12 protein-coding genes are annotated in these 16816 nt (G+C 40.2%); 4 read left to right on the top strand and 8 right to left on the bottom strand.

Going from position 1 to position 16816, the window contains the following annotated elements:
- Nucleotides 1–472: 472 nt before the first annotated feature.
- The 7 genes from KBF71_02980 to KBF71_02950 form a co-directional block, all read right to left on the bottom strand.
- Entirely contained in the window at nucleotides 473–2236 is a 1764-nt protein-coding gene (locus tag KBF71_02980; protein MBP9877281.1) for an ATP-binding cassette domain-containing protein, read from the bottom strand.
- Between the two features lie 399 nt (nucleotides 2237–2635).
- A complete protein-coding gene (locus KBF71_02975) occupies nucleotides 2636–3286 on the bottom strand; it encodes a sel1 repeat family protein (GenBank protein ID MBP9877280.1) in 651 nt (216 codons plus the stop codon).
- 47 nt (nucleotides 3287–3333) lie between these two features.
- Nucleotides 3334–3720 (bottom strand): hypothetical protein, encoded by a 387-nt coding sequence (locus KBF71_02970; protein MBP9877279.1) that lies wholly within the window; start codon nucleotides 3718–3720, stop codon nucleotides 3334–3336.
- Nucleotides 3721–3892: 172 nt separating this feature from the next.
- Nucleotides 3893–4576, bottom strand: coding sequence for a PEP-CTERM sorting domain-containing protein (locus tag KBF71_02965; protein ID MBP9877278.1), 684 nt, complete (start codon nucleotides 4574–4576; stop codon nucleotides 3893–3895).
- A 276-nt stretch (nucleotides 4577–4852) separates the two neighbouring features.
- Nucleotides 4853–5557 carry a hypothetical protein gene (locus KBF71_02960; protein ID MBP9877277.1) on the bottom strand — a complete coding sequence of 235 codons (705 nt, stop codon included), beginning with the start codon at nucleotides 5555–5557 and terminating at the stop codon, nucleotides 4853–4855.
- 207 nt (nucleotides 5558–5764) lie between these two features.
- Nucleotides 5765–6220 (bottom strand): thioredoxin-dependent thiol peroxidase, encoded by a 456-nt coding sequence (bcp, locus tag KBF71_02955; protein ID MBP9877276.1) that lies wholly within the window; start codon nucleotides 6218–6220, stop codon nucleotides 5765–5767.
- Nucleotides 6221–6230: 10 nt separating this feature from the next.
- A complete protein-coding gene (locus KBF71_02950; GenBank protein ID MBP9877275.1) occupies nucleotides 6231–9152 on the bottom strand; it encodes a bifunctional [glutamine synthetase] adenylyltransferase/[glutamine synthetase]-adenylyl-L-tyrosine phosphorylase in 2922 nt (973 codons plus the stop codon).
- Nucleotides 9153–9221: 69 nt separating this feature from the next.
- Between KBF71_02950 and KBF71_02945 the strand changes: the two genes are divergently transcribed.
- The 4 genes from KBF71_02945 to KBF71_02930 all read left to right on the top strand — a co-directional run bounded on the left by KBF71_02945 (nucleotide 9222) and on the right by KBF71_02930 (nucleotide 15321).
- A complete protein-coding gene (locus KBF71_02945; GenBank protein MBP9877274.1) occupies nucleotides 9222–12407 on the top strand; it encodes an AsmA-like C-terminal domain-containing protein in 3186 nt (1061 codons plus the stop codon).
- Between the two features lie 95 nt (nucleotides 12408–12502).
- Entirely contained in the window at nucleotides 12503–13897 is a 1395-nt protein-coding gene (locus tag KBF71_02940; protein ID MBP9877273.1) for a CRTAC1 family protein, read from the top strand.
- 145 nt (nucleotides 13898–14042) lie between these two features.
- The gene (locus tag KBF71_02935; protein MBP9877272.1) at nucleotides 14043–14780 is read left to right on the top strand and encodes a hypothetical protein; all 738 of its coding nucleotides are present in this window, start codon (nucleotides 14043–14045) and stop codon (nucleotides 14778–14780) included.
- 268 nt (nucleotides 14781–15048) lie between these two features.
- Complete coding sequence (locus tag KBF71_02930) at nucleotides 15049–15321, top strand: hypothetical protein (protein ID MBP9877271.1); 273 nt, start codon at nucleotides 15049–15051, stop codon at nucleotides 15319–15321.
- A gap of 704 nt (nucleotides 15322–16025) precedes the next feature.
- On the opposite strand, the gene KBF71_02925 is transcribed toward KBF71_02930, so the two are convergent.
- Complete coding sequence (locus KBF71_02925; protein ID MBP9877270.1) at nucleotides 16026–16805, bottom strand: succinate dehydrogenase iron-sulfur subunit; 780 nt, start codon at nucleotides 16803–16805, stop codon at nucleotides 16026–16028.
- Nucleotides 16806–16816 lie beyond the last annotated feature (11 nt).

Below are 16816 nucleotides of genomic sequence, written 5' to 3'. Positions count from 1 at the left end.
AAATCTCACCTTCCCAATACGTCATGCTGAATTTATTTCAGCATCTATAGATCCTGAAACGAGTTCAGGATGACGAGTATACCAGAATCGCAAGAAAACTATGAATGAACAATGAAATTTGAAATCTCACCTTCCCAATACGTCATGCTGAATTTATTTCAGCATCTATAGATCCTGAAACGAGTTCAGGATGACGAGTATACCAGAATCGCAAGAAAACTATGAATGAACAATGAAATTTGAAATCTTGTTATCATCCGCTAAGTTTTTAAATTTAGATAATCGTCATTCAGAGTCGCCTCGCTAAGAGGCGACGTGGAATCTCATTAACTAACAACTTAACGCAATCTCTATTGAAAGACTGCAGAGACTCCATCAGCCTACGCCAAGGCTTCGGCCTGACAGGCGGGCTCCTGATGGAGCCCTCTAAGTGACGGCGTACTAATCCTAAACCACTCACGTCGGTCATCCACTATGAACTAAATTGCATCGCTGCAAGTTTTGCATAAAGGCCATTCTCGCGCATGAGCGCCTCATGCTTGCCTGTTGCCACAATGCGCCCCTCATCAAGCACAATGATGCGATCCGCATTTTTAATCGTGGAAAGCCTGTGTGCGATCACAATTGTTGTCTTGTCTTGCATGAAATTTGTGAGAGCATCCTGAATATTTTTCTCATTCTCCGTATCAAGAGCGCTTGTAGCCTCATCCAAAAGCAAAATCTTAGGATTTTTTAGAATGGCCCGAGCAATCGCAATGCGTTGCTTTTGACCGCCAGAGAGGCGCGTTCCCTTCTCTCCCAGAAAACAGCCATATCCGCCAGGCAAAGCCTCGATGAAACCATGAGCATGGGCGGCTTTTGCAGCAGCCTTTACCTCTTCTTCTGTTGCATCCTTTCGCCCATAAGCAATATTCTCATAAGCCGTGGTTGAAAAAATAACGGGATCTTGAGGCACGATTGCAATATGGTTCCTTAAATCTTTAGGATCCAACTCTTGGATTGCCCGGTTTTCAAAGATAATCCGCCCTGATTGCGGATCATAGAACCTAAGGATCAATTGAAAAATAGTTGATTTACCTGCACCAGATGGCCCAACAACGGCCACGTGCTCACCTGGCTCAATCTTCAATGTAAAGTCATCCAAAGCGACCTGATTGGGGCGTGAGGGATATGAGAACGTCACATTTTCAAATGCAATTCGGCCCTTCCCGTCTTGTAAAACAATACCTTGCTCTAAAGGTGCTTTAATCTCTGGCTCTACATCGAGCAAATCAAAAAGCCTTTCTGTTGCCCCTGCCGCCCTTTGAAAATCACCAAAAACCTCAGACAAAGCACCAAAAGAGGCCGCCACAAGCACAGCGTAGAAAATAAAGGAAGAAAGCTCACCCGCTGTCATTTTACCCGCCAAAACATCCTTACCACCAATCCACAGAATCACACCGATGGATCCAAAAATGAGGGTAATCACAATGGCTGTGAGCAAGGCTCTGGTAAGAATATGCTGACGCGATGCCTCAAAAGCATTATTGACAGCACCCGAGAAATCATGAGCATCTCGATCTTCATGGGTATAGGCTTGCACTGTTTTGATATAAGAGAGTGTTTCTTCGCCAAACGACTGAAAAACCGCAATTTTTTCTTGATTGATTTTAGACAAACGTTTGACTTTTTTACCCAGGAAAATGATCGGAATGACAACTGCTGGAATCAACAAAAAGACAAGCCCTGTTAATTTCGCGCTTGCAAGGAAAAGAAGCGTTGTACCACCAATCAAAAGCAAAAGATTTCTCAATGCAAAAGACATGGTCGACCCGATCACCATTTGCAAAACTGTTGTATCTGCTGTTAGGCGCGAGAGGATATCCCCAATTTTTGTTGTTTCATAAAATGAAATATGCAAGCTGAGCAAATGTTTAAAGAGCCGCTGCCGGAGATCTGCTACAATTCTTTCCCCAAGCCACGAAACCAGATAAAAGCGTGAGAAGCTCGCAAAAGCAAGCAGAAGCGTTGCCACAAGCATAAAGAGCAGAGCCATATTAAGCGTATTATGATCATTGCGCTGAAAACCTTGATCAACAACATATTTCAGCCCTTGACCAAATCCAAGAACTGTCACAGAGGCAAGACACAAAGAGAAAAAAGCCAAAATGACCTTCGTCATATAAGGCTTTACATAAGGCATAAGCCTTGTAAAGGTTCTGACTTTGGCGGCTTGAAGTGGTTGTTCAATGGTCATGGTGCAATTCTGATGAGGGCTTTTTTATTCTATTACACCCGCATCATAGGCTCTTTTTTTAAGAAGTTCAATGATGAAGAGATGGCCTAATGACTGAATCTAATGAACGAGCAATCTTAGCTAAAAAAATCTTACAAGTGTGAGGTAGTGCCGTCATCCTGAGGCTCAGATGCCGAAGCACGTAGTGCGAAGGAAGTTGGGCCGTGAGGATCCAGGAAAGTATCACCAAGAACAATCATTGATACTTTCGCTGTTTATCATTCAACTGGATCCTCACGCCTTCGCTTCCCCCTGCGCACTACGTGCTTCGGTGGACAAGACGCTCGGCTCAGGATGACGGCTCCGTGTAAAGCGAACTGTTAAATTTATGTTTTCGAAAATTTAATTTAGTATTTGATTTTACACAGCATGCCAAAGATCTGTTTCAGCTTCCATCGCTTGCATGAGATTCATGTTTGATTTTGCCAAAACCTCACAAACCTTTACAAAGATACTCTTTTCTTTGAATCCTTCGCAAGCAACCTTATTAGAATAAAAAGCAGCGGCCTCTTTATCTGCGACAACACCTCTGCCATATTTAAAACAAAGAGCCGTGTAAAACTGCGCCAGAGCATGGCTTTGATCCGCAGCAGCTTTGAAGTAAACAAAGGCATGTGTCGGCTTTGCTTCCTTAACCAGCATCCCCATTGTAAATTGAGCTTTTGCATAGCCTTTTTGAGCTGCTCTTTTAAAGCAACATAAAGCACCAGCTGAATCTTTATATATTTCTTTATAGATAAGGCCTAGCTGATACTCAGCCTTTGCAATCTGCTGATTGGCCAATATCGCAAAATAATATTCTGCTTTTTGAACATTTCCAGCACGAAGAGCTGATTTGCCCAAAAGATATTGATCAATTGCATTGCCTGCATCTGCACGCGCCTTTTGATTTAAATCCACTAGCTCTAAACTTGCGCATTCAACCTTTTCAGATGATACCGAATTCATAAATTGACGAACATCTTCAACCATTGCATATGAGCCTAATACAGCTCTACCCAAATCACTCATGGGGTCTCTCCTTTAAAAAAAATCATAATAAAAATAAAAAATATAACTTACGAAAGCGACTTTAAAATCGGAAACTGATCAAAAAGAGCAACCATTTTCTGCGCTTCTTCATGGCCATCTGCTGCCGCTCTTTGAAAAGCAAGATAGGCTCTTGAAAACGATTCAGGTTGTCCCAAAGCCAAAAAGCAATATTGACCTAGCTTAAACTTTGCTTCTGTCACGCCTCTGCTTGCAAGAGTAGTAAATTCACGAAAAGCCACTCGATACTCTGCCCTTGCCTCTAAAGCCTGGGCTGACTCCCAAATCTGCTCGTTTGATCGTTCATCAATTCGTCTATAAGGAATATAGAGCACTGTTATTCCGCCTAAATTTAAAAGTTGACCTTGATTTGCTGATGGCATACCCATGCCATTATTACGTGGGAAATTATACATTATAGAACCCTTTCAAAATAAATTACACATTTAAAAATAAAATAGATTAGAGCGAAATAATATGAAAGAATGATCAATCTGTCAACTATTATTTATATCTTGATTCAATTCTTTAAAACAGTAAAAAAAGAGCCGTAGATTGGCTCTTTTTTTACAATAGGAATCAATACTATTACTTCCGGCGAAGATAAGCGAGACCTGCAAGTGAGAAACCAAGCAATCCAAGAACAGCAGGTTCAGGAACAGGGCCTCCGCAACTCGTCAAAACACAATCATCAAAAGTCATTTTCAAATACCGAAGTTGGAAAGATGAATCAGATGAAGTTGTTAATGAAGGTGATAAGTAAAGAACGTTACCTAAATTAGCGAGCGCTAGAAATACAAGATTGGACTCTGAATCCACCCCAATACCAGGACCCAATAACGAATCCCACGTAACATTCGCAAGCATATCTTGTCCTAGACCAGTCAGCATAATCTCAAAAATAGCTGTATTTGCTGTCATCGCATTAAAAGCTGTTAAGTCTAATGTTAGAAACTCATAGCCATCTCCAGCATCCTCAACAAACGTGGGTAAAAACCCACCAGTTGCACCTAGCCCAGAACCATCATTTTGTAAATTTAAAGGACTTCCAAAATCATCAAATGCACTTGCAGTGAGAACATATTCACCAAAAGGACCTGTTTTAAAAAGATCACTGTGGAGTGTACCATTCTCAATATTGCCTGCGGCCATTGGGGGTGCAAATGCCCCAGTATTCGTAAAGTTCCAAATCCATGTCACCATTGCTGCTTCTGCCTGACTTGCATAGAGACTCGCAACCAATCCCAATGCAACTAATGTTAGCTTTTTCATTGTATCCTCCTTTTGTTATTTAGGTTCATGATCAAGCCAAAAACCTCGCTTAATAGAACAACATATTTATAAATAGTTTATAAAATATATTGTTTATTACACACATTATTGCAAGGAGCGTGCCACCAAAACAAAACTAATAAAATCAATTGTTTAAAATCAATTCTGACTGAACAGAAGACTCATTTTATTCATCATTGTCAAAAAAAAATGACAAAATCTACGCATCTTATTGTTTTTAAATGTTAATCCATCTCAAAATAGAAGGAAAACAAATCACCTTGAAGCTGTCAGAATAATCTTTTCAAGCAATGGAAGACGTGGGATAGCATAGATAAAAGTCTTTTGTTTTAAAATCTTGGCACTTAACTCAACTATCTTCAAAAGCGGTGTCAATCTTGGATTATTTTGGTTTAAAAGAAAAAGCCTTGCCTGAGACAGCAATGCGTAAATCTCCTGCTTCTCGATCATTTCTGGGTATAAATGAATCAATGAAAGCAATGTAATCGCTTTACCAAATGTTTCACAAAAAGTTTGATCGATTGGTTGCTTCGGCGCAAGGACAAGCCAAAACAGATGACATAAGGATTTAGACGTGAGATTTGCCATTATCTCAATCTCATCATCCAGGTCTTTTTTCTGATCAAAATGTTTGATCAAAAAAGATGTCTCAACCGCCACAAGAAAAGTTTCAAACAGTTCAATTGGCAAGCGATGCTTTTGAATCGCCGTACGCAAAGGCTCTTTGGTGAACAGAGTCGGATAGGCCCGATAGTTCTCAAACTGCGTTCGCCAAAAATCAATATAGATTTGACGCGTCTCCAATGAATCTGTCCCAAAAATCATATCAAGTACGTTCTGGTAGTAACGCAATAAAGCTAATATATCTCGCTTTTTAAATGGAGCAAGCAAGGTCAATGGCCAATGGTAGCACTCTGTATAGAGACTCGGGCCCTTCTGGACGTATAGAAACTGATTCACGCAATTAGCTCCTTAATACCAACAAATGCACTGAAAGGAATTCATGACTGTAGGATAAATTTAGTGCCGTCACTCAGAGCCCTCCTTTAGGAGGGCGTGGAGTCTCTAGAGCACCACAAAAGTGCAGTTTATATGGATACTTTGCAGAGATTCCACGCCACCTCTTAGGGAGGTGGCTCTGAATGACGGTTCCCTTAATCACCCCTCTCAAAGCGATCCTAAAACCTCTTCAACATGCCCAGGAACTTTAACAGAGCGCCAAATTTTACGCAATTTACCAGCCTCATCAATCAAAAATGTTGACCGATCAATACCCATATATTTTTTTCCATACATGCTTTTTTCAGCCCATGTGCCATAGGCCTCACACATAGAGCCATCTGCATCAGACAAAAGCGTAAAAGGCAAACCGTATTTTTCAATAAATTTCACATGACAATCCGGCGTATCTTTTGAGACACCAACCACAACAGCGCCCTTATCATGAAAGGCTTGCAAATGTTCCTTGAAAGTATTGGCCTCTGTTGTACAGCCAGGCGTATCATCTTTTGGATAAAAATAGAGAACGAGTTTTTTACCTGCAAAATCAGCCAATGATACAGATGCATTGTTTTGATCGACCGACGTAAAAGCGGGCGCTTTATCACCAATTGAAAGAGTCATGGTCTATCCTTTATGTTGAAGGGTTTGAATAATAATAATTTATGATATCGAGCGTTGTCTTATAGAGCATCATCAATGCCTCTTCTGCAGTTTCACTTAAGAACGATTGATGAAATTCCATACCTTTACTCTTTATACTATCAAAAAAATAATTCGATGCAACCCTTTCATACAGCTCAGATGAAATCATCTTATCTGTATCGCCCAACGTATAAGCAAAGTAATTTTTAAGTCCTTGCATCAGATAATAGGCTTGATACAAAGCCTCGTAATGAGTGCCTGGGATGATACCCTGATCTTTCAATGCCAAAAGCGCATCAAAAGTTGAAGACCTCAAAATATTAGGTTGCTCGTGACTATATCTTAAAATCAGATATTGACACAAAAACTCGATATCAACAATGCCGCCTCTTGAATATTTCAAATCAAAAGCAGAGCTTACAAGATGCTCTTGATGAATTTTTTCATTCATGCCTGTAATCTCTTTGATCAAAACCGACGGCAATCGACACAAGGAGAGAATCTCAGTCACTTGATTCGAAATTTTCTCACCCAAAGAGTGAGTAGAAAAGACAACACGGCTCCGCGTTAAAGACATGACTTCTGGGATCCAGGCCTTTTCCATGTAGTATGACTTGAAAAACTCAAATGAAATAGCAATTGACCCCTGTAATCCATGAGGCCTTAACCTCATATCAATTTCATAAAGACGACCTTCGTTTGACTGCGCCATCAGCGCATTCAAGAGACGCTGCGTCAATTTTGTATAATATTCTTGAACATACAAAGTTGTTTTACCATTCGACTTCATATCAACCGAAGGCGAGTCAAAAATCATAATCAAATCCAGATCAGAATTGGCAGCCATTTGCCTTGCGCCATAATTTCCAAGAGCTAAAATGGCAAAAGATGTTTGAGGAATCTGTCCATACTTATCTTCAAAGTCTTTTTGCACCATATGGACAATTGTTTTCAGGAGCAAATCTGTCGTCTTCGTCAAAAACTTATGGATCTCTTGCAATGATGAATAGAAAAAGAGACTATGAACGCCCGCGTAAAATTTATGATTCTTCAGCCAACGCCGACACAACAACAATGCCTCTTCATAATCTGCTGCAAGCGACAGATTCTCGGTCAGCTTACGTTGATCAATTTTCAGTAATTTCAAAAAGTGTGGATTGAGAAGATTTTCAAGCAAATTCGGATTATGCCCTAACCACTCACTTAAATCTGGGCCCGCCCCCAAAAGACGCGCAAGCGATGTGAGAATCTCAGGATTATGATACAGCAATGAAAAGAGCTGAAATCCATAAGGAATCAAACTAATAAAGCGATCGAACTGGATAAATGCATTTTGAGGATGAGCGGTTTTTGAAAGCTCTTCTAAGATCACGGGCACCAATTCAGTCAAATATTGCCTTGCGCTCAGGTTCTTTAAACATCGATAACGCCCATGATGCCAGCCCCGAATTGTATTACTAATATCGCTTGGCGCCGTAAAGCCCATCTTTTTAAGTGATTCAATAGTATCCGGATCATCTTCAATCCCTGTGAAAACAAGATTCCCAGATGCACTAAGTAAAGGCGCATCTGCAAAAAGCTCAGCATAATTCTTTTGAACAATTGAAATATGCGTCTTTAGCTTTTCAATTAACAAATCTGCATTCTCGAAGCCGCAGAAACCCGCGAAGGCTTCCATCTCTTCTGTTGTTTTTGGCAATGAATGGGTTTGCTGATCTTCTTTCATCTGCAATCGATGTTCAAGAAAACGGTAAAATATGTAGGCTTCAGATAGTTGATCACAGGCTGTTGTTGTGATCAAACCATGCCTTGCCAGTTTTTCAAGCCCCTTAAGCGTTGATCTGGTTTGCAAAGAAAGATTCCGGCCACCATAAATCAATTGCTGGGTTTGTATAAAAAACTCAATCTCGCGAATACCACCGTGGCCAAGCTTTAAGTGATAATCAAAAAGATCATCTTTGACAATCACGCGCTGGCTCTGAATCTGTCTTTTGACAGATTGGATGTCTTTAATTGTTTCAAAATCCAGGTTTTTACGCCAAATATAGCTCTTTAAATAATCAAAAAAAGCAGCACCAGAGACAGGATCACCCGCCACTTGCCGTGCCCTGATCATCACAGCTCTTTCCCAGTTTTGGCCAACGGTCGTATAATAATGCATAGCAGAGCCAATCGACATAATCACAGGCGTTGCCCCTGAATCTGGCCTTAGCCTTAAATCCACACGAAAGACATAACCATCTTCCGTTGAATCCTGGATCAGTTTGACGAACTGATGCACAAAATCATTTAATGTTTTCTTCAAAGCATAATGATCGCTCACCAATATTTTCTGCTCATCATAGAAAAACAAAAGATCCACGTCACTTGAATAATTGAGTTCTTCAGCGCCTAATTTACCGGCCGCTAGCACAATCAAGCCTGACTCACGCGAAGGATCACCAGGATGCGGCAGAATGATTCTTCTTGCAAGATGGAATTGATACAAGAGGTAATTCGTTGCTTTATAGAGAACAATATCAGCAAAAAAGCTAAGATAAGTTGTTACTTTTTGGACGCTCCACTGATCAACAATATCGCCAAAGGCAATCGAAAGAGAAATCTTCTGACGAACAATACGCAATAAAGCCTGCAATTCTTCAAACTTCAGATCAAAAACATCCTGCTGCTTCAGTGTTTTGAGCAGCGCTTCCGTTGTATTTTCGGCTCCTTTATCAAGCACATCTTTAAAGAAATCAGGAAACTTTCTAATAATTTCCCTCAAAAATGGCGAATAATCAAGTATTTTTATAATTTGATGACCGATAAAGTCATTATTATGTAGATGTTTTTCTAGAATTTGTATATGATCAGGACTCAAGATCCCGGGGGATATTGTGGCATCTTTATTCACTAAATTTGCTCTATCCATCTCTTAAACTTTCTAGCAAGCTACTTTGTGTGTCTTTGCTTTTATACCATTATGTCAGGATTACTTTGAATGTACAAAGTTCTTTTCAGATCATGTCTCATATTTATCTCTGCGATCCTGATTTCCCTGATTAGCTTTTTGCTTTACCTCAATTATCAACTGTCAAAAGGTCCTATCCCTCTTGATTTTTTAGCAAAACGTTTTGAAACATATGTCTCAGAGCTTTCTCCTGATTTTGAATTTAAGCTTGAGAGCTTGAAACTCACAAAATCTGACAGTCTTTTGCCTTTTGAATTTCTGCTCGAAGGCCTCAATATTTCAAATGAAAAAGGTGAAAAACTCACCATCATTAAGCAGCTAGGCGTCCAATTCTCATATTGGGATCTAATATGGGGCCGGTTTGTTCCTCATGAAATTGACCTTCAATCTGGGCATTTAAAAATAGCACGCAATGCGCAAAATCAAATCACTGTTGGCTTTCAGAAACTTGGATCAAATGAATCAACATCTGAAACCTCGCCTTTTGTGTTTTTTCTCACGCCTGAATTTGTTATGCAAGATTTTGAAAGTTTTATCGGTCGCTATAAATACATTGAGAACCTATCTTTGCAAAAAATCTCAATCGACTATACTGACCATGTTGAAAAGATTCATGTAACAATTCCAGAGTTAAACTTAAAGCTAAAACATCAAGGACAACATGTTCTAGGTCATTATGATTTTGATATGGTATATGACCAAAAAACAGTCAACTTTAAAGGAGATTGCGATTACAACAAAAAGCTTGATTATTTCACGCTTGAGACGATGTCTGATCATCTCTCTCTGCATTCACTTCCTCTTGCTTTGAAGCACATTAAAGAATCAGACTATATAGATGATCTCGCTCTGACGGCTAATTATCGTTACTCTTTGCATTATGATTTAAGGGCGCACGATATGATTTCGCGCTTGAAAATCCAAAATGCAAATGGATTTTTTCTCTCTAAATCATTCTTTCCAAAGAAAATAGATCTAGAAGGCCTCGATATGAGCCTGACATACAAATCTCTAGATCACTCATTGACTGTTGATACACTCTCTTTTGATTCCGCAGAAGGACATGTCAATGCCAAAAGTAAAATCGTTTTTGCTGAAACCAAAAGACCCAACATTAAAATTGACGCTGAATTGCTTCATTTTCAAATGAGGGATCTACCTAACTATTGGCCAAAACCGCTTGCTATTGTGGCCCGTGACTGGGTATTGAGTAATATAAAGGAAGGCACAGCCAATAAGGCAACCATTTCTGTTAGGCTTTCTGGAAAAGAGGACTCTTTCAGATTAAGACGCCTTAACGGCACTATAGATTATGAAGATCTTGACGTAAATTACTTCAAACCTTTACCAATTGCCACAAAGGTGAAAGGGCACATTACTTACGATAGAGATAATTTTGATATTGATATTCATGAAGGGATTGCTAACACCATTCCACTCAAAAACACAAAAGTTCTCATTTCTGGCTTATCTGGAAGTAATCAGGCAATCGCAATCGATGTCGAGGCCGATGGCCCCTTAGATAAATCCCTCCAATTTATTGAAAAAGAACCCTTGAATTTTCTATCGCAATATCCAATCAGCCTTGATCGCCTATCTGGATCGGCGCACACAAAATTACACTTAGATTTCCCATTAAGCAAATCCGTCAGCCTCAAAGATGTCAAAATTCAGCTTCAAAGCGCACTAACAAAGACTGGGTTTAAAGAGGTTGCACCGGGCATCAATATTGAGAATAGTGCGCTCAATCTTATCCTTGACAATGATAAAATGACGCTCACAGGCAAGCCCCACCTTAATGGAGCAGAGACAGATATTGAATGGACTGAATATTTCAATCCGCAAAATGGCATCAAACAATCGCTGAAGGCCTCCGGTCCATTTATGGCTGAAGATCTCTATCAACTCATCCCTGATTTACAGGATAAAGCCTCGGGCCCTCTATCCCTTTCAATGACCATGACCAATAGTCTTTACAAATCAAATCAGATTGATGCCTCATTCGATTTACAGAAAACCAAAATTGATTTGCCTGATTTTCACTATCAAAAAGCAAAAAACAGCCCCTTATCTGGCACCGCACAAATCATTCGTGAAAATGGTGAAAAGCTATCTTTTATGAAACTTGATATCAAAGGGAAAGATGTCGCAATTGATGGTAAATTTGTGACTGATCCTGAAACAAAGAAAGTTTTACTGCTTCAATTTCCTCAGTTCAAAATTGGAGACTCTGATATCGCAATCGATCTTTATCGCGAACCCTCTGACATTTACCAGATCAACGTCACAGGATCTCTCTTTGACTTTGATGGCTTCTGGAAAAAAAGAAAAGACCTGCTGAAAAGCGATTCAGATGATGAAGCTGATTTTGATTTAAATCTTGTTGTGGATCGTCTCCGTTTTAAAAACAGAGATGAAATTAAAGATTTGAGTCTCAAAGCACTCCACAGAAACAATCATTACCAATCCTTTGATCTAAAGGCCAAAACACCACTATCTGATAAAAACATCGAAATCGCCTTGAAAAAAGACAAAGCTGAAAACAGAATGCATTTTCATGCGAATATTGAAGATATAGGTCAATTGCTCCGCAGCATGGATTTATACACCTCAATGTATAATGGAAAACTTCTTGTTGATGGCACTGCTGACATGACCGACACTCATTACAAAGGAATCTTTGAGCTGACAAACTACCAACTGAAAGGTGATCTGCCTCTCTTTGCTAAAATTGCCAATCTCCTTTCCATTGACGGTCTTTCACAAACGATAGAAAACAAAGGAATCGTTTTTAAATCAAGTCATGGCGACTACCAGTGGAAGAACAACTTACTCGGTGTTGATAATATGACAACACAGGGAAGCTCCCTAGGCTTGACGGCACGAGGCAATCTTAATTTCAAATCTGAATGGATTGAAGCAGAGGGAACGGTTGTGCCAATGCATAGCATGAACCATGTCATTGGCTCAATTCCTGTTGTTGGCGATCTTCTCATCGGCAAATCTGGTGAAGGCATCTTTGCTGCAAACTATCAGATAAAAGGCTCGCTCGAAAATCCTAAAATGAAAGTGAGCGCAGCCTCTCTTTTAACACCAGGTATCATCCGCCGCCTCTTCTTCGCTGGCTCAACCAAAAGCTTTGATGAGCATTTACAAACATCTGAAAAGAATGAACAATCCATTACAAATAAAAACAACAATCTAAAATCAGAATAATTGTATCAAAAGACCTGATGCTCTTTCTTTTTTAATTCTCTCTTTTATAGTTTTGTATTATACTTGAACAAAGAAATATAAGAAAAAGAGGACACATGTTTATTGATTGCTCAGAGCTTATTGAAAAGAATACGCCTCGCTTAATGAATGGAGCGGCGATTGTCGATCTTAACAATGATGGTCACTTTGAAATATTCATATGTGGTTTTGGATGCGATAACCAAGCCCTTGGATGGAAAAATGGAAAACTCATTGAGATTCATATCCCTGAAATTTTAAGAGACTCTGAAGGAGAAGCGATCAGCGTCTGTGCTGCTGACATTGACTGCGATGGCCGAGAAGAGCTTTATATTCTGAACAATGACACAAAAGAAGGCTTAAAGCCAGTTGGTGATCGTATCTTCGCTTACTTTGGTGATCGCTGGATGGATCTTCTCGCCAGTGCAGAGAATGCGCATGTGATGAACTTTGGCTCAGGCCGTTCTGTTGCTTGTATTGATCGTAAAGGCAATGGAAAATATGGATTTATCATTGTCAATCGTGGCAATCCTTGGAGACTCTACGAGATCAACTATAAAGGCAAGCTTTTTGATATGGCTGAAGAAGCCGGGCTCGACATCATTGCTGAAGGCATGTCGGTTATTTCAGCTCAAATTGTTTCAGAACGCATGGATATCTTTGCAACAACACGTCATGGGAATTTTCTCTTCCGCAATTTAGGCTCAGGGACTTTTGAAGAAATATCAGAAGAAGTGAAAATCGATGATCCTGGACAGATTAATAGCGGTGCCACCGTAATCGATTCTGACGGTGATGGCTTATTTGATCTGATTTACGGTAGCCGTGATGGTGAAAATCGACTCTATCTTCAAAGACCAGGCGGGGGCTTTCTAAGTGCAGCCTCTGAGGCACTTGCCCGTCCTGCTCATGTTCAAAACATCATCGTTGCAGACTTTGACAATGATGGATTTGAAGAAATTTTCTTTCATGTTGCCAAAGGACGAAATCGTCTCTTTAAATATATTGACGATGAGTGGACTGATATTCCTTGCCTTGAGGCTGAAGATGAGATTGGTGAGGCCAGAGGGGCTGTTGTTGGTGACTTTGACCATGACGGACAGCTCGAGTTACTCTTAACACGCGGCTTCAAAACTGAACAATCTCTCAGGTTCTTTAAAACACTCGCAACCAAAAATAACTGGCTTCGCCTTTGTATCTTAACACCAAGCGGCGCGCCTGCACGCGGTGCACGTGTGCGTCTTTTTGCTGATGGTCGCAGCCAGCTCCGTTCAATTTGTGCAGGGAGTGGCTATCTCTGTCAGATGGAACCTGTTGCTCACTTTGGTCTTGGCAAAGCACAGATTATTGACCATATCGAGATTCGCTGGCCCGATGGTAGCTTTGAGGTCCTCAGAAACATCAAACCAAATCAAAACCTCACAATTCTCCATCCGGATGGGCGCAGAGAAACGCTTGCTGAAAAATGTTAACACCCATAATACTCCTATAAAGTATTTGCAAACATATTTCTTGTAATATTGATGAAACAAATTATCCTTACTTAGGGTAGGGATAATTTTTTGAATAAAAATAAAAAATTCGAATACAGGAAATAATCAAACAAAGGAGTAAACTATGGCTAATATAGACCCACAAGCTGCTGCACCAGCTGCCGTTGCTGCCCCCCTAGATGCTGATGCAAAAAAAGCAGCTTTTGATCAATACAACGTAGCAGTTGCTGACTATCAAAAAGCATTGCCTGCTTACAGAGAAGCAGCTGTCGCAGCTTCAATTGAAGCTATCATATCTGCCACAGGTAAAATTCTTGCTGACCGCACTGCACAGGAAAAAGCTCGCGCCACAAAAGAAGGTCGTGACCCTGATACCGTTACAATTGAAAATTTCAAACCAGAAGATTTTGCAACTGTTTTGGCAAATTTAAACTCTAACGTAAAGCCTGAACTCATCACACCATCTGGACTTTACAAATCGTCAGCTGAAACAAAAGCTGCTGTTCAAAATCATGCACATCTCTCTGAAAACAATCTAGTTGATCGTATCATTGCAAATGGAGATTTACGTCCAGTTCTAATGGAAAAAATAAACGAACTTGGTCACTCTACAAGAGATCCTTCAAAAAAGAGTGCTTACATGAATGCAGTTCGCAATACCAATCCTCGTCTTATTGGCGCAGATGATCTACCAACAGTAAAAACTGGCTTTAAGGGCGAAGAAAAAACATGGGGAGAATTACATGAGCTATATGTAAAACTATCTTCTCCATTTTTTACATCTGTTGTTCTTCCTGCTGCTGATGAAGAATTCAAAGGCAAAGGCTTAAACCCACCTGCTGCACCAGTTGCACCAGAATAATATCTACAATTAGAGTACTCATCACTCAAAAAATCTCTAAACGACCTATCAGCCCCAGGCTATCTTTCATCTGACAGATAACTTAGGGCTGATATTTTTTTGTCATTTTTTCTTACACAGTTCACTCTTACAAATAAATCATAATTTTAACTTATTGATTTTAAATGCTTATTTATTGGCACGAAATATGCAAGTATTGTGCTATTCGCACAACGACTGTATGGATTATAGTGCTAGAATATGTTTATTTAATCGATAGGAGACAATCATGGCATTCATTAATCAATTTACAAAAGCAAAATCATCAATGATCAGTTTTGCTAAAAAGGTAGCTCTCACGTCTGCATTAATACTCGGTTTTGCGCAGATTTCTCATGCGGCTCTTATACAAGGGACCGATGAAAATCTAACAATAGATACCAGCACTGGTCTCATTTGGCTTGATGTTGATTTTACAACAAATCTCAGCTGGAATCAGATGCAAACGCTGCTACTCACTGGCGGGACTTTTCAGAATTTCCAACTTGCAACGACTGCATAGATTAATGCGTTGTATACGAATGCAGGACTCGGAGCTGTAGACATAGGCGTAGCTGGTTTCTATAGTGGGGCTACTTTAACAAATTATACAAATTTCCTTCTACTGACAGGCTCAACACTCCCTACCGCTTTAGATACATCTGCGCAAAGAGGGTACAATCAAATTAGTTCGGGTTTACTTTTTGGAGGAGCCCTTATTGATAGACCAGGCACGGGAACTGATTTTCGAAGCTCTAATATTACTTTCGGTGCCATTAACGTAGGAAGTAATCTCAATTTTGCCTCACCCAGTATAGGTTTTTATCTTATTTGTAAAAGTGGAACTGAATCGGCATGTACATATACAACTGCAACACCTGAACCTTCTCTTTTAGGGCTTTTGATCCCATCGCTCATTGCGATCGGTTATGGTGCGAGACGTCGTTTTCATAAGGAGTAATGGTTGAGTGACGGTATAAATTATATACACGTCTGTCATTGCGCGGAAGGTCAGATAATGCGTTGATGAAAAGTTTATAAGAGCAATCTATAAATATTGTCACTCAGAGGGCTCTTGAAAGAGAGCCCGTGGAGTCTCTGGGATGCATCAACATGCATCGTCTTGCGTTCTAGCATTGCTGAGATTCCATCCTCCTACGCTAAAGCTTCGGCGGGACAGGCGCCACCTCTTAAAGGAGGAGGCTCTGAATTACGAAGAACATACCCCTACCCCTTGCGCTCAACCATCATTTCTTTGATGCCACCGATGGCTTTGGCTGGATTGAGGCCCTTCGGACAGGTCTTGGTACAATTCATAATCGTATGGCAACGGTAAAGCTTGAAAGGATCTTCTAAATTATCAAGTCTCTCGCCCGTTGCATCATCTCGGCTATCAACAAGCCAGCGATAGGCCTGAAGCAAAATGGCAGGCCCTAGATACTTATCACTATTCCACCAGTAACTCGGGCAGGATGTTGAACAACAAAAGCATAGAATACATTCATAAAGACCATCAAGCAATTCACGCTCTTCAGGCGATTGAAGGCGCTCAGAGGCGGGAGGAGCAGCTTCATCTGACTGCAACCATGGTTTAATCGATGCATATTGAGCGATTACATTTTTTAAATCTGGGACCAAATCCTTGATGACTTCCATATGTGGCAAAGGATAAATTGCAACATCCCCTTTTACATCCTCAATTGGCTTTAAACACGCAAGCGTATTGGTGCCATCAATATTCATAGCGCAAGAACCGCAAATCCCTTCACGACAAGATCTCCGGAACGTCAGAGAGCTATCAATTTTATCTTTGATATAAAGCAAAGCATCGAGAACCATTGGGCCACAATTGTCTAAATCGACTTCAAAAGAATCCAATCTTGGATTTTCATCCTTATCAGGATCATAGCGATAGACTCTGAATTCCTTATTCTCTTTTCCTGCCGGATTTGTATGCTTTTTTCCTGGCTTGATACGCGAATTTTTTGGCAATCTTAGTTCAACCATCTCTCAATCCT

This window comes from Alphaproteobacteria bacterium (assembly GCA_018063245.1).
GTDB lineage: Bacteria > Pseudomonadota > Alphaproteobacteria > JAGPBS01 > JAGPBS01 > JAGPBS01.
This window is presented reverse-complemented; position numbering and strand designations above follow the sequence as displayed.